The organism is Veillonella intestinalis (assembly GCF_943193155.1).
Classification (GTDB): domain Bacteria; phylum Bacillota; class Negativicutes; order Veillonellales; family Veillonellaceae; genus Veillonella_A; species Veillonella_A intestinalis.
On sequence record NZ_CALPDB010000002.1, the window covers coordinates 231,461 to 247,099 of the forward strand.

A 15,639-nucleotide genomic window follows, 5' to 3' on the forward strand; every position below is an offset into this window, starting at 1 on the left:
CTTTGACTACTTTTTAGAAGTTTTACCGCTTGTACGTTCGCTCCAATGAGTCAATAATTCTTTTTCACGGCCTCGCTCAATTCCTTGGTAGTATATACGATCTTTTAGCGCAGTTGGCAAATACTGTTGCTGCACATATCCATTAGGATAATCATGAGCATATTTATATGTCACACCATGCCCTAATTTACCAGCACCACTATAATGAGCATCTCGTAAATGGGCTGGCACTTCCCCATGCTCATAATGACGTACATCATTAATAGCCGCCGCAATCGCCATATATGCACTATTACTTTTAGGCGCTAAAGCTACATACAATACAGCTTCCGACAAAATAATCTGTGCTTCTGGAAAGCCTACCAAATGGGCCGCTTGAGCCGCTGCATTCGCTACGACTAATGCTTGAGGATCAGCCAACCCTACATCTTCGGCGGCACAAATTACAATACGCCGTGCTATAAAATTGGGATCTTCGCCTGCTTCAATCATGCGTGCCAAATAATACACGGCAGCCTGCGGATCAGAGCCACGCATGCTTTTAATAAAGGCAGAAATCGTATCATAGTGATTATCCCCTTTTTTATCATAGCTATAAATACGACGACCTACTACACCTTCTAAAATGTCTAAAGTTATTTCGCCACCAGGCTCAATCATAGCACTAGCTTGTTCTAATATATTTAATGCCATACGAGCATCACCATTTACAAAGAGCCCCACTTCTCGAAGCACGTCTGGCGTAGCGGTATATTGTTGCTTGCCTAAGCCTTTTTCCTCATCAGTTAAGGCTCGCTCTAGCACCTTAACAATTGCTTCAGGCGTTAAGCTTTCCAAAGTAATCAAACGCAATCTAGATAGCAAAGGGCGATTTACTTCAAAAAAAGGATTCTCCGTAGTAGCACCGATTAAAATAATCGTGCCATCCTCTACACAAGGTAGTAACACATCTTGTTGACTTTTGTTAAAACGATGAATTTCATCTAAAAATAAAATTGTCCGTTGCTGTAGGTTCTGAATTGTCTTACGCGCCTTGTCAATAATCGTTCTAAGCTCACCAATCCCTGCATTAGTAGCATTGAGAACAACAAATTGACTATGAGTCATGGCAGCAATAATGCCAGCCAAGGTTGTTTTGCCCGTGCCAGAAGGCCCATAAAATAGCAAAGATGGAATTGTATCCTTTTCAATCATGGCCCGTAAAAAACTGCCCTTGCCTACGGCCTTTTCTTGACCATAGAAATGATCTAATGAGGTTGGTCTGAGACGGACCGCCAACGGTTCAAAGCGCTTAGGTTCATATTCAGCAAACAAACTATCCATAACTAAACACTCCTTATATGATGCAAAATATATTTTAATGTAGTATTTCAATAATATTTCAATAGCATTTCAATTCTATTATACTCTAAATTTGGATAAAAAAATAAACCGCCCTAAGGCGGCTAAAAAGAGCCCCACCATGCCGTATATGTACCGTGTTTTGATCCTGCGATAGCAGGTGGGTGCCCTCCTCGTAATCTTACTGTCCTTTGCAGGCGTAGCGCCACTACAAGAGTCCAGGCTCCCAATGTAATAGTGTTGGCTCAAAACTGCGATACCACACGCACACAGCAGGGGTGTTTCTTTACTATTATATTAACAAAATCAGCCGTTTATTTCAAGGTCTTGAAACAAACGACTGATATTTATTTAGCATATATCAAAGGACAGTAGACCTAAAAGTACTAGCTCATTTCATCCATTAAAGCCTGTAAATCACTAAGTTTTACTACCAATGAAAATTATACTAATTTTTCTTTTTCTGTATTTGTTTTAATATGAAGCTCACGAAGTTGTTTTGGTGCAACCGTGGATGGAGCCTGACTCATAAGGTCAGCCGCACTCTGCGTTTTAGGGAACGCAATTACGTCACGAATTGATTGACGTTTAGCCATAAGCATTACCAAACGGTCAAGACCAAAAGCGCAACCGCCATGTGGAGGTGCCCCAAATTGGAAAGCATCCAACATGAAGCCGAATTTGCTACGGCTTTCTTCTTCAGTAAGGCCAATCGCTTTAAATACTTTTGCTTGTACATCGGATTGGTAAATACGAAGACTACCGCCACCAATTTCAACGCCATTTAATACCATATCATAAGCAATCGCTTTAACAGATGCTGGATCAGTTTCTAATTTATCCATATCTTGTTCGCGTGGCGATGTGAATGGATGGTGCATAGCTACATAGCGTTTTTCTTCTTCATCATATTCAAACATTGGGAAATCAGTTACCCACGTGAATGCTAATTGATCTTCATCAATAAGGTTCATACGACGACCCATTTCAAGGCGAAGCTCCCCTAATGCTTTAGCTACTACTGCTGGTTTATCAGCAATCATAAGCACTAAATCACCAGGCTTAGCTTGCATTTTTTCACCAATAGCACGAATAGTATCTTCCCCTAAGAACTTCATAATCTGGGATTTAATAGTGCCATCTTCATTGAAGCAAGCCCAAGCAAGACCTTTAGCACCATATTGGTTTACATAGGTCACTAAATCATCTAACTCACGACGAGGAATGCCAGCATCACCAGGTACTACAATACCTTTAACAACACCACCATTATCGATAACAGAACGGAATACTTTGAATTCAGTAGTCCGTACTAAATCAGTTACATCAGTGAATTCCATGCCAAAACGTAAATCTGGCTTATCAGAGCCATATTTGTCCATGGCTTCGTCCCAAGTAATGCGAGGCATTGGCACTGGCACATCAATATCCATAGCTACTTTAAATACATGTTGAATTAAACCTTCTAAGGTAGCTAAAATCTGTTCTTGATCAATGAAGCTCATTTCTAAGTCGAGCTGAGTAAATTCAGGCTGACGGTCTGCACGTAAATCTTCATCACGGAAACAACGAGCAATTTGGAAATATTTTTCATAACCAGCTACCATCAAGATTTGCTTAAAAATCTGTGGAGACTGTGGCAAGGCATAGAAAGTACCTGCATTTACACGGGAAGGTACTAAATAGTCACGAGCCCCTTCTGGTGTACTCTTAGTAAGCATTGGTGTTTCAATTTCAAGAAAATCACGAGAATCAAGGAAATCACGCATTGCTTTTGTTACACGGTGACGCAAAATTAAATTGCGTTGCATTTCTGGACGACGAAGATCCAAATAGCGATATTTTAAGCGAATATTTTCATCTACATCAATGTTGTCTTGAATATAGAATGGTGGTGTTTTCGATGCATTTAATACGCGAAGTTCTTCGCAATACATTTCATAACGACCAGTTGCTAAATTTGGATTGATAGCTTCTGCATCACGCTCAGTAATTTTACCACGTACGCAAAGTACATATTCACTACGTACATCCTCTGCTTTGTGGAATGATTCTAAATTATGATCTGGAGACGCTACGATCTGAACTACGCCAGAGCGGTCACGCAAATCAATAAAGATTAACCCACCATGGTCACGACGGCGTTCTACCCAACCGCAAAGAACAACCTCCTTGCCTACTTGTTCTTCGCTGATAGTACCGCAACCATGGGTACGGTGCAATCCCTTCATTGTTTCCATTATTGTCATCCTTTCACTAGTGAAGTTACTCGTGCCACTACATCTGATAACGACACGGTTTCTTGCTCGCTGCTTTCCATATCACGGATAATGGCTTCACCACGAGCTAATTCATCATCACCCACTATAATAACATATTTTGCATTAATTTTGTTAGCATGTTTTAACTGACTTTTCATGCTTTTTCCTTCGCCATCCATAGCCGCCGTAATATAGGCTTGATGTAAGGCATTTACCATTTTAAACCCTTCTACTTGAGCCGCTTCACCTAAAGCCACTACAAATACAGATGGATCCACTGTTTCCGCTGGCAATAAACCTTGCTTTTCAAGGGCTAATAGTAAACGTTCAATGCCCATGGCAAACCCTACTGCTGGCGTATGTGGCCCATCTAATTCTTCTACTAAGCCATCATAACGGCCACCACCAGCTACAGCACTTTGAGATCCTAATGGAGCGTACTGCACTTCAAATGCTGTTTTAGTATAGTAATCTAAACCACGTACTAAGCGAGGATTTACTACATAATTTACCTCAGCGGCAGTCAAGAATTTCTGTAATTGTGTGAAATGATCAGCACACTCATCGCAAAGATTTTCATGGATTTCAGGAGCCCCTACGGATAAGGCTTTACAAGTTTCTTCCTTGCAATCTAAAATGCGCAATGGATTTTTATATAAGCGAGATTGACAATCTTCACATAATTCTTCTTTCTTTGGTTCAAAGAAAGCAATTAATTTGTCACGATAGGCTGGACGGCAATTCGGACAACCTACAGAGTTTACTTGTACACTTAAATCTTGTAAGCCAAAATCTTTAAATAGTTGTAACACCATTAAAATAACTTCAGCATCTGTTGATGGTGCTTGCGTACCCAACACTTCCACCCCAAATTGATGGAATTGACGATAACGACCAGCTTGTGGTTTATCGTGGCGGAACATAGGTCCAATATAGAACCATTTTGTTAGATTCTCTTGACCATATACTTTATTTTCTAAATAAGCACGTACAGCTGATGCTGTATTTTCTGGACGCAAGGTATAGGTCTGTTCTTTTTTATCCCCTGTAGGGAAGGAATACATTTCCTTTTGTACTACGTCAGTGGTTTCACCAATGCCTCGTAAAAAGAGACCAGTTTCTTCGAAAATCGGTGTACGCACTTCATCAAAGCCATAGGCTTTACAAATGCGACGAATTCGATCTTCCACATAGCGCCAATTACCAATCACATTAGGCAATAAATCCTGTGTGCCTCTTGGCTTTTGAATTCCCATGATTATCCCTCCCAAAATTGTTTACATAATTGACTTCGCTTGTCTAGTAAAGTAGATAATGTATCAATATATACAGATACATCTTTTGGCATATGCTGTTGTAATTGTCGATATTCAGGGGCTCGCATCCATTTAGAGGAGCTCCCAGGTCCTACTGACAATATACTCTGCCGTTCTTCCATAATCCGTATATTATATTCACAGACTTTTCCAGGTAAGGTATAGCCAATATTTTCAGTTTGACTCGTCATATATTGTTGACGATATACATAATACGGTACATAACCAGCGGCTTCTAAGCGTTCTTTACAATATGCCACCATAGCTTGTACGGCCTTTTCCTCAGGCATAGCTTCACGCCCTACCCCTTCATACAAAGGACTGCCCCGCTTTAACGCCAATGTATGAATTGTAACATTTTCAGGCATGACCTGACAAACATAATCCATATTTTCTATCATATGCGTTTCGTTTTGATACGGTAAGCCCGCAATAAAGTCCATATTCACCTGAAAGGATGTATGTTTACGAACATAGTCATACAATTCTTTAATCGCTTGCGCTGTATGTCCACGGCCAATAGCTTTTAAAATAGAGTCTTGCATACTTTGTGGATTAATGCTAATGCGATTAACACCCCATCGCGCCATAGTTTGTAATTTATAAGGCGTTACTGAATCAGGACGTCCTGCTTCTACGGTAAATTCTAAGTCCGCCCCCGATTGCCCATACTCTCGTAATTTAGCTAATGCCGCAACGACAGTTTCAAAATCAGCTTCATTTAAACTAGTGGGCGTACCGCCCCCTAAATAAATCGTTCCTAACTGTAAGTCATAGTCCTGTAGTACCGTTTGCAAATGTTCACTATCGGTTGCAAAGGCCTCTACAAATTGTGACACTCGTTTATAATCTTGAATCAGACCATAAGGAAATGAACAATACGTACAATGAGTCTGGCAAAACGGAATACCACCATATACACTAATTAATCGATCCGCCCTGTCCGTTGGTGCCACATAAGGTCGTTGCAAGGTAGCCACTTGTTCTAATAAGGCAATCTTTGCTTCCGTCACCTCATATTGCTTACGCAAGCGATTTACGGCAGCTTCCGCGCTTCCCAATTGATCCCAAAGCTTATGAAATAACTTAGTCGGTCTAACGCCCACTAAAGTACCCCAATCACCTAAAGGTGCTAAGCCTTGATGAGTCCGTAATAGACGCAATAACTGACCACCAATTTGTAGGCGTCCTTCATTTGTATGAGAGCCACTAAAGGTCGTTTGTAACTCGCCATCATAATAAACAGCTAAGGTATACTGATTGGCCGTTTCATCGCCTTTTAAAATCCAAGCAGGCCCTTCTTTACAAGTAGTTAAGCCCGCTGCCCCACAATAATGGGCGACTACACTACCTAACGGTAAAGGGCCACTATAGGTATAGGTTAACTTATTCACCTTTTTGAGCAGCCTCAGCTTCCTCTTCTGCTTTCATTTTTTCTTGGCAATCACCACAGTACCCATACACTTTCAACTGATGGTCAATGGTTTTAAAGTTAAGCTTTTTAGCAATAATCGATTCTAATGTTTCTAACATATCATCTTCAAATTCTTTAACGCAACCACATTTTACACAAATCAAATGATGGTGGAAATGAGCAAATTCTTCATCATTTAATTCATAACGATTACGGCCATCGCCAAAATCTAAGCGTTTTAATAAATCAAGCTCGGTAAATAAATCTAAGGTGCGATAAATAGTAGCTAAGCCAATATCAGGCGCTACAGCCTTTACCAACACATACACATCTTCAGCACAGAGATGCTTTTCTTCCGCATCAATAAAAGCTTGAAGAATTGTTTGACGCTGGGTTGTCAATTTATACTTTTTGTCTTTGATACGTTCTTTTAATTTTTCTAATGTCGTGTTCATACAGTCCCATCCTTTTTGTAAAACGAATTAAAATACCAAAGCTTTGTTAGCACAATTTGTAGCATTGCTGTAAGTGGCACAGCCGTCATCATACCGATGATGCCATAAAAATAACCACCTACAAAAATGACGGTTAATATAACTAACGGATGTAATTTGATAACATGGCCCATAATTTTAGGCATGACAATCTGTCCGTCAATTAACTGAATAATTGCATAGGTAATCACCACTTTAACAACTAAAGCAGGTCCTACCAAAGATGCCAATACAATAGCTGGCACTGCACTCACAATCGGCCCAATAATGGGAATCCATTCTGCTATAGCAGCTAATAGTGCGAGCACCAAGGGATATGGCAAATCATAAATATAAGTAACAATTAAAGTAATACAAAACATATTAGTTGCTAATACAAGCTGACCTCGTAAATAGCCACCCATAGTGCGGTGAATCTGGTTAACTACATCTAATAAATATCGATTATGGGGCGGTGCAAAAATAGATAATACCTTGTTTTTTAAACGGCGCCCATCCTTTAATAAATAAAATGTCATAATCGGTACCAATAAGAATTCCAACATAGTGGTCGCAATAGAAAAAATTGCAAATATACCACGTTGAGCTAATTCCACACCATAAGCGCTGATACGAGCTAATGTATTCATTACGATAGCATCAACTTGTGGTGGCAAAGTCACCCACTGGACGGAGGTTAGATTTTGCCATAATACAATCAATTGCGATATTAAATATGGTAAGTTATTCAATAAACGAGTAAATTCTACAATAAACGGTAGAATAATAAATTGAATAACCAATGCTGTAATTAATACCACCAATAGAAAGGCTGGTAAAATAGCAAGCCATCGTGGAAACCAGGTATAACCTAAACGATGACGCATATAATCTTGAATACCATTCACAATCGGCAATAATAGTAAGGCAAAAATAAACGATACAATTAAGGGCCAAAGCACAGGAATGATGGCCCATAAAAATATGGCCGCCAGTACAATCAACACCACGCGTAACCAATACTGGGTTGATTTTTTAAACATACCCTTCACCGCCTAACGAACAAACGGATTGTAGGTCTTTTCATGACCTATAGTCGTTTCAGGCCCATGACCTGGATATACTACAGTTTCATCAGGCAAGGCATAGAGCTTAATTTTAATCGCCTCAATCAAATCATCATAACTACTACGTGGGAAGTCAGTACGACCAATGGACTCCTGAAACAAAGTATCACCTGCTAATAAAAGCCCTTCGCCATAATAGCATACCCCACCTGGGGTGTGGCCTGGCGTTTCAATAACGGTAAACTTATGGTCGCCTAAGAAAATAACATCATCTTCCTTAACTAACTTAATATCCCCGTGAACCTGTACATTAAGGCCCATAGCACTGCTCAAATTCAAATCACTATTAGTAAGGAAATCTTCGTCTCCCTTATGAATATAAACAGGTGCCTGAAACGCATCAACTACAGCTTGTACTCCACCAATATGATCACCATGACCATGGGTAAGTAGTACTGCTTCAGGAATTAAGCCTTTTTCATTAAGCACAGCTACTAATTGTTCCCCATCACCACCAGGATCGGCAACAAAACAATGATGATTAGTTTCATCTTCTAAAATATAGCAATTTGTCCCTAGAGGCCCTAAAGGCATCCGATATAATTTCATGGGCATCACTCTCCAAAATCTCTAAGAAATACCATTACAGGCTTTCTTACCTATTCATATAAAAATATTTTAAAACTGTTTTTGACTATCTAATAAAATGGTAACAGGCCCATCATTCACTAAGGACACCATCATATGTGTCTGAAATTGACCGGTTCCCACAGTTACCCCCAAATCTCTACAGCAGTTGATAAAGACTTCATATAAAGCCTCCGCTTGATCAGGCGGCGCGGCTTGATCAAAACCAGGTCGACGCCCTTTGCGAACATCACCATACAAAGTAAATTGTGATACAGCTAATAATTGGCCCCCCACATCTAATAGGGATAAATTCATCTTATCCGCCTCATCTTCAAAAATGCGAAGCTTAACAATCTTTTCAGCCAAATATTTAGCATCTGCTTCTGTATCGCCCTTGCCAACCCCTAATAAGACGAGCACACCCATCGATATAGCGCCTACTTCTCTATTAGCTACAGTAACCGCAGCCTCACTAACTCGTTGTACGACTGCTCTCATTAGCTACCTCCATTGGCACGTTGCACCGAATATACATCACGAATACGACGAATCTTTGTCATAACAAAATCCAATTCTGAAACGTCACGAATTTCAATAACTAAGCTAATATTCGCATTCTTCGTATCATCTACTTTAGCATTGATATTTACAATGTTGATTTTCATCTCCGACAAGCAGGCCATAATTTCCATAAGCATGCCCCCACGGTCATAAGCCGTAATTTCAATAGCTACATGGAAAGTTTCTCGAGTACCTACGTCCCAAGCCACTTCAATCATGCGGTCCACATCTTCTGGGGTATGACCAATATTCGGACAATCCGCTCGATGCACGGACACACCACGACCACGAGTAATATAACCTACCACTTCATCGCCTGGTACAGGATTACAACAACGTGCCATACGCACCATAACATCTGGTTCACCATTGACGAGAATACCCGTACTACTCTTACGGCGCACTGGTTCATGAGTTCGCAGCTTTTCTAACAAAGCCATCGTATCACGACGATTATCTTCTTTGGCTAATTCTCGTTTATATAAATCAACAAAACGTAGCAATACAGAATTAACAGGAATTCCGCCATAACCAACGGCCGACAATAGTTCAGTATCGCTCCCAGCATTTAAAGCTTTCGCAATTTGATCGAGACGACCTGGCTTATTTAATTCTTTCCAATCGTAATTTAACCGGCGTGCTTCTTTTTCGAGTAACTCACGACCTTTAATGACGTTTTCTTCTTTATTTTCTTTCTTAAACCAATTGCGAATCTTACTCTTACTTTCCGTAGAGCCTACAATGTTAAGCCAGTCTAAACTAGGTTTACCATTTTTAGAAGTAATAATATCAACAATATCGCCATTTTGTAAGGTGTAATCTAATGAAACAATTTTGCCATTTACTTTTGCCCCTACACAGCGATGGCCCACATCTGTATGAATACGATACGCAAAGTCTAACGGCACAGCCCCTTTTGGCAATTTTAAAACATCACCACGAGGGGTAAAGACGAAAACTTCGCCTGAAAATACATCTAATTTTAAGGCATTTACTAATTCCTTTGGATTACTAGCATCTTGCCATTCTAGCACTTGCCGTAACCAACCAACCTTCTGGTCAAAGTCCTTATCGCCATTCTTGGCACCTTCTTTATAGCGCCAATGAGCGGCTACCCCGTATTCTGAAACGCGGTGCATATCCCAAGTACGAATCTGTATTTCTACAGAATGGCCCATCGTACCAATAATGGTAGTATGCAACGATTGATACATATTAGACTTAGGCATGGCAATATAATCTTTGAAACGATAGGGCAATGGTTTCCATAAATTATGAACAATCCCTAATACAGCATAACAATCAGGAATAGTATCAACGATAACCCGAACAGCATACAAATCATAGATTTGTGATAAATCGCGATTATCTTTTTTCATCTTTTTATAAATACTATAAAAATGCTTTGGTCGCCCTTTTACATCCGCTTTAATATTCGCGTCACCTAAGGATTTTTTAAGTTGCTCCATCGTATCATTAACGATTTCTTCCCGCACATGACGCTTTTCTTGCATCTGTTCCACTAAATCATAGTATTTATCAGGTTCTAAATAGCGGAAGGATAAATCCTCTAGTTCCCATTTAATATTAAAAATACCTAAACGATGTGCTAAGGGTGCAAAAATCTCTAACGTTTCTTGAGCAATTCGTTTTTGCTTGTCACTACGCATATGCTTTAAGGTACGCATATTATGCAGTCTATCGCCCAATTTAATAACCACTACACGCACATCTTTAGCCATAGCTAAAATCATCTTGCGATAATTTTCTAGCTGTTGATCTTCCTTTGTATGGTACTGAAATTGATTTAATTTAGTAACTCCATCTACTAAAAAAGCTACATCCTTGCCAAAGGCTTCTTCGATTTGTTCTAACGTAACCTCTGTATCTTCTACTACATCATGAAGCAAAGCTGCAATCACGGTCGTCGCATCAATTTGTAAATTAGCTAAAATCGTAGCGACTGCTAGAGGATGCAAAATATACGGCTCGCCAGACGCTCGTTTTTGCGGCGCATGCGCCTTATCAGCCAGCTCAAAAGCCTGCATAATTTGGTCACATTCAGCCTCATCTAAATAAACCCTAACAATCTCCATAAGGTGGGCTAATTCAACTTCTTTATTAAACGTTGGCATGTCCACCAGCGCTTTGCCTTCTTCATTTTCAATCATATTCCCACCTCCTTAAGCACTATATTTTAAGAACGTCAGGGAAGTAATAAGTTCTAGTTTTTCCTTTACATGACACCAACGATATAATGCCATGCCTTCCTCTGTCGTTTCTTCTTGCAAAATTCCTAATTCTTTAAATACATCTAACGCTAACATCGCCTCTTTTTCAGTTTGATTCTGTGGATGGCGATGCAACACTTCTGATTCCACTATATAACGGGGTGCTGTAGCACTGCGGAAAACACTGCGCACAATAACATACATTTCACGCAACCCTTCTGCCGTTAAATGAGCTCGTTGTTCCCCTAAAAGAGCTAAATCTTGCACCATTAATTGTGGTGAAATACGACCTTGCCATTCATTCTTTTGTAAAGCAAAAGCCACTTTTATCTTTTCATCAGGAAAAACTTCTCTATGATAATCAGCCCCATGCCAGATAATCGCATCTAAAGGGCCTACTTGAGATTGCAAAATAATCTTACAATGATTCTTCTGTTGACCTAATAAAAATACATCTTGTACCGCTATAGGATTAATAGAAAATACAGGTGTACTATTACCCATACCATACGGTTCAAGGGTTTCAATTTGATCCACCAATTCCACTGTTACTTCTGCAGGGTCTAAAGGCGTATCAATATCGATAATCGGCACATAATCTTCATTCGTTAAATTCGCTTCACAATAGGCGGACAACCGCTGCCGTAAAGCAGGAATATTTTCAGCCGCAATACTAAAGCCGGCCGCTTGTTTATGACCACCAAATTGTAATAATAAATCTTCTGCTGATTTCAAGGCTTCATAAATATTACAATTGTCAATACTACGACACGAACCCTTACCTATGCCATCATGAATACTAATTACCAAGGTAGGGCGATAAAACTCCTCTACTAACCGAGAGGCTACAATTCCAATTACGCCAGGGTGCCACCCTTCACCAGCTACAACAATGACCTTATGAGCGTCCTCACCTTGATTAATTACATCAAGACGAGCTTCCTCATGAATGCCTCGCTCGATGAGTTGTCGCTCCTGATTAGTCGCTTGCAGCTCTTCCGCAATGCAATTAGCCGTAGTCTGGTCAGTGGTTACTAATAATTCAACGGCTCGCGTTGCATGCGTCACTCGACCAGCCGCATTTAATCGTGGTGCCAACGTAAAACCAATATGACCCGTGGTTAACTTGCGCCCCCCCAGACCTGCCACTTCAACTAAAGCAGCAATGCCTAAATTAGGCAACTCAGTCATTTTCTTAAGCCCTTCACGCACAATAATTCTATTCTCACCCACTAAAGGCACTACATCGGCAACCGTACCTAAGGCTACAATATCTAAATCATCCAAATAGGCTTCACCGGTGCGTTCGCGCCAAATAGCTTGGCACAATTTAAACGCAACCCCTACCCCTGATAAGTTTTTATCACCATAGGAACAGCCTGGTTGCTTATGGTTAATAACAGCCGCCGCTCTAGGTATCTCAGGCGGCGCCGTATGATGATCTGTAATAATCATCGTCAACCGATTACGAACGGCTTCAACAATATCGTAAGAGCTAATCCCACAGTCAACCGTAATCACAAGTTCTGTGCCTTGCTCGATAATATGCTCTAACGCTTCTGCATTTAAGCCATAGCCTTCACTTTGTCGCTCCGGTATATAATAACTTACATTCGCTCCACAACGTGTTAAAAAGCGATACATTAAAGATGTGGCCGTAATACCATCCACATCATAATCGCCGTATACAACAATCCGTTGTTGTTCATCAATTGCTTTTTGAATTAAGGGCACTGCTTCTGCCATGCCTTTTAAATCATATGGATTTAATAAATCATTAACTGTACCATATAAAAAATCTTGTCCAGCAGTGACTGTATCGATGCCCCGATTCACTAATAGCTTAGCCACTACAGGGTATACCCCTAAGTGACGAACTAACTCTCGTTCAACTTGTTCATCACCTGAAGCTAAGCGCCATCGTTTTGCTTTGCTCTGTCTCATATCTATCTCGTCTCACTCATATATTCAGGTATCGAATTTCAATCTCAATATTAAAAATTCTATGTTTAAAATAGTGTATTATCATTCTCAATATATTTTATTATACATCATTTACTAATTAAGTTAAACTCTTTTCTATTCTTTTTCTCAATAAGAAACATTCTTTAATGTAAAAAAAGAATGAGTGATTATCATTTTATAATCACTCATTCTAATCCATTACCTATGAAAAGAGCCTAACTTATTAGAAGCGGAAATCACGTTCTCCATGTTCCATTTGCTTAATATACTTAGCAGAGGCTTCTTTTACTTTTTCATTTTTAATTTTATGAATCTGTTCGGCAATAACAGCTTCACCTGTAGCGCGCGTTTCATCAGTAGCATAATCTAGTAAATATTCATTAAGCGTCATCAACGCATTTGGCTGACAGCAGTTATGAATCTGGCCACTCTTCGCCAAGGCCATAAAACGGTCACCCGTACGGCCTGCACGATAACAAGCCGTGCAGAAACTTGGTACATAGCCAAGTTCTAACAACCAATCTACAATTTCATCTAAACTACGACGATCACTCGTATCAAATTGGGCTGAATTATCTTCTGGTAATTCTTCTTCTTTATAGCCCCCAACGCTCGTACGAGAACCGCCACTGATTTGAGAAATACCAAGGGCTAAGCCACGTTCACGCATGCGTTGGCTTTCACGCGTAGACATAATCATGCCTGTATATGGTGTAGATACACGAATTAAAGCAACAATTTTTTCAAAAATATCATCTGGTACAGCATTGCTGAAATCATCTACATCAATATCATCAGCTGGGCAAATACGTGGCACACTGATTGTATGTGGCCCTACGCCAAATACAGCTTCCAAATGCTCTGCATGCATTAAAAGGCCAACAAAGTCATAACGATAATGTTCAAGCCCATATAATACACCAATCCCCACATCATCAATACCGCCTTTCATAGCACGGTCCATGGCTTCCGTATGGTACGCATAATTGCTCTTTGGCCCATGTGGATGAAGAGCTTCATAGTTTTCCTTATTATATGTTTCTTGGAATAATGTGTAAGTACCGATACCAGCTTCGTGAAGCTTCTTATAATCTTCCACTTCACAAGCGGCAATATTTACATTAACACGACGAATTTCACCATTTTTGTTCTTAATGCTGTAAATCGTCTTAATACATTCTAAAATGTATTCTAATGGATTATTAATTGGGTCTTCCCCAGACTCGATAACAATGCGTTTATGCCCCATAGCTTCTAACGCCAATACTTCTTCACGCACTTGTTCTTGTGTCAATTTCTTACGTGAAATGTTGCGATTTTTAGCATGATATGGGCAGTATACACAACCATTTACGCAATAGTTAGATAAATATAAAGGGGCAAATAGAACGATACGATCCCCATAAATTTTTTGTTTAATTTCTTTTGCCAGCGCAAATAGTTTTTCTTTATACTCAGGCAATGGACATTCCAATAAAACTGCCGCTTCACGATGATTTAGGCCATTGTAAGTCGCTGCCTTAGCCAAGATTTGATCTAACAATTCTCGGTTTTCCTTATTGGCCTCAGCATATGCTAAGGTATCTAAAATCTCTTCGTGATTAATAAACTCTTCCGCCTTGGAGGATTTTACATCATACATATTGATCTCCTTTACTCTACCATAGCGAAGCCCTGTGCGCTCGCCTTTCCCTAATATGAGCTACAGTAACTACCTACATTTCGATAGTCTATTCAGGTTTAGCATATTACCTATGCACTTTGCTTCTACTATATTGAATCTCTTGAATATGTATTAATTATACACCTTTTCTCCACTTTTGAAAACAGCAAGGCTACAAGATACTGCATTATTTTTACATATATAAACATAAGAATAAGTGTGGTCATACTGTTTTTACTTCCTACGAGACAAGCTCTAAAGGTCGTTGCAAACAGTATGACCACACTTCTCCCACTTATTTCATCAAGAAAAAATAATGCCCTTATCCACAGCCTTTCATTAAAAGTGGAGAAAGGGTGGCATAATTTGGGATTGAGATAAAAAAATCCCTATTAGCTGATATCTCAACTAATAGGGATTTTTAATTACTTACGCTTCTACTGGGTATACGCTAACTTTACGGTTATAACGACCAGCACGTTCGAAAGCAACTTTACCAGGAACTAATGCGAATAAAGTATCGTCTTTGCCAATACCTACATTAGTGCCAGGATGGAAATGAGTACCACGTTGACGAACGATGATGTTACCGCTTTTTACAACGGAACCATCATGGCATTTAACGCCAAGACGTTTGGATTCGCTATCGCGACCATTACGTGTACTGGATACACCTTTCTTATGTGCAAATAATTGCAAATCAAAAGTAAACATTCC

Annotated in this window: 12 protein-coding genes and 1 other RNA gene; all 13 read right to left on the reverse strand. The window is 39.8% G+C overall.

Going from position 1 to position 15,639, the window contains the following annotated elements:
• Positions 1-6: 6 nt before the first annotated feature.
• The gene (locus NFR44_RS03470; protein WP_251441222.1) at positions 7-1,323 is read right to left on the reverse strand and encodes a replication-associated recombination protein A; all 1,317 of its coding nucleotides are present in this window, start codon (positions 1,321-1,323) and stop codon (positions 7-9) included.
• 127 nt (positions 1,324-1,450) lie between these two features.
• Positions 1,451-1,623: non-coding RNA, 6S RNA (ssrS, locus tag NFR44_RS03475), on the reverse strand.
• Positions 1,624-1,784: 161 nt separating this feature from the next.
• Positions 1,785-3,581, reverse strand: coding sequence for an aspartate--tRNA ligase (gene aspS / locus NFR44_RS03480; protein ID WP_251441224.1), 1,797 nt, complete (start codon positions 3,579-3,581; stop codon positions 1,785-1,787).
• A gap of 5 nt (positions 3,582-3,586) precedes the next feature.
• Positions 3,587-4,858, reverse strand: a complete 1,272-nt coding sequence (hisS, locus tag NFR44_RS03485; protein ID WP_251441226.1) for a histidine--tRNA ligase — start codon at positions 4,856-4,858, stop codon at positions 3,587-3,589.
• A gap of 2 nt (positions 4,859-4,860) precedes the next feature.
• A complete protein-coding gene (gene hemZ, locus NFR44_RS03490) occupies positions 4,861-6,312 on the reverse strand; it encodes a coproporphyrinogen dehydrogenase HemZ (RefSeq protein ID WP_251441228.1) in 1,452 nt (483 codons plus the stop codon).
• Entirely contained in the window at positions 6,305-6,787 is a 483-nt protein-coding gene (locus NFR44_RS03495) for a Fur family transcriptional regulator (protein ID WP_115311026.1), read from the reverse strand. The genes hemZ and NFR44_RS03495 overlap by 8 nt, the downstream gene beginning before the upstream one ends.
• Positions 6,784-7,848, reverse strand: coding sequence for an AI-2E family transporter (locus NFR44_RS03500; RefSeq protein WP_251441230.1), 1,065 nt, complete (start codon positions 7,846-7,848; stop codon positions 6,784-6,786). Before NFR44_RS03500 ends, NFR44_RS03495 begins: the two co-directional genes overlap by 4 nt.
• A gap of 12 nt (positions 7,849-7,860) precedes the next feature.
• Positions 7,861-8,481 carry an MBL fold metallo-hydrolase gene (locus NFR44_RS03505; protein WP_251441232.1) on the reverse strand — a complete coding sequence of 207 codons (621 nt, stop codon included), beginning with the start codon at positions 8,479-8,481 and terminating at the stop codon, positions 7,861-7,863.
• Positions 8,482-8,550: 69 nt separating this feature from the next.
• Positions 8,551-9,000 carry a D-aminoacyl-tRNA deacylase gene (gene dtd, locus NFR44_RS03510; RefSeq protein WP_251441234.1) on the reverse strand — a complete coding sequence of 150 codons (450 nt, stop codon included), beginning with the start codon at positions 8,998-9,000 and terminating at the stop codon, positions 8,551-8,553.
• Complete coding sequence (locus tag NFR44_RS03515; protein WP_251441236.1) at positions 9,000-11,234, reverse strand: RelA/SpoT family protein; 2,235 nt, start codon at positions 11,232-11,234, stop codon at positions 9,000-9,002. The genes dtd and NFR44_RS03515 overlap by 1 nt, the downstream gene beginning before the upstream one ends.
• A gap of 12 nt (positions 11,235-11,246) precedes the next feature.
• Positions 11,247-13,238, reverse strand: a complete 1,992-nt coding sequence (recJ, locus tag NFR44_RS03520) for a single-stranded-DNA-specific exonuclease RecJ (RefSeq protein WP_251441238.1) — start codon at positions 13,236-13,238, stop codon at positions 11,247-11,249.
• A 244-nt stretch (positions 13,239-13,482) separates the two neighbouring features.
• The gene (gene hydG, locus NFR44_RS03525) at positions 13,483-14,901 is read right to left on the reverse strand and encodes a [FeFe] hydrogenase H-cluster radical SAM maturase HydG (protein ID WP_251441240.1); all 1,419 of its coding nucleotides are present in this window, start codon (positions 14,899-14,901) and stop codon (positions 13,483-13,485) included.
• Between the two features lie 450 nt (positions 14,902-15,351).
• Entirely contained in the window at positions 15,352-15,636 is a 285-nt protein-coding gene (rpmA, locus tag NFR44_RS03530) for a 50S ribosomal protein L27 (RefSeq protein ID WP_006555123.1), read from the reverse strand.
• Positions 15,637-15,639 lie beyond the last annotated feature (3 nt).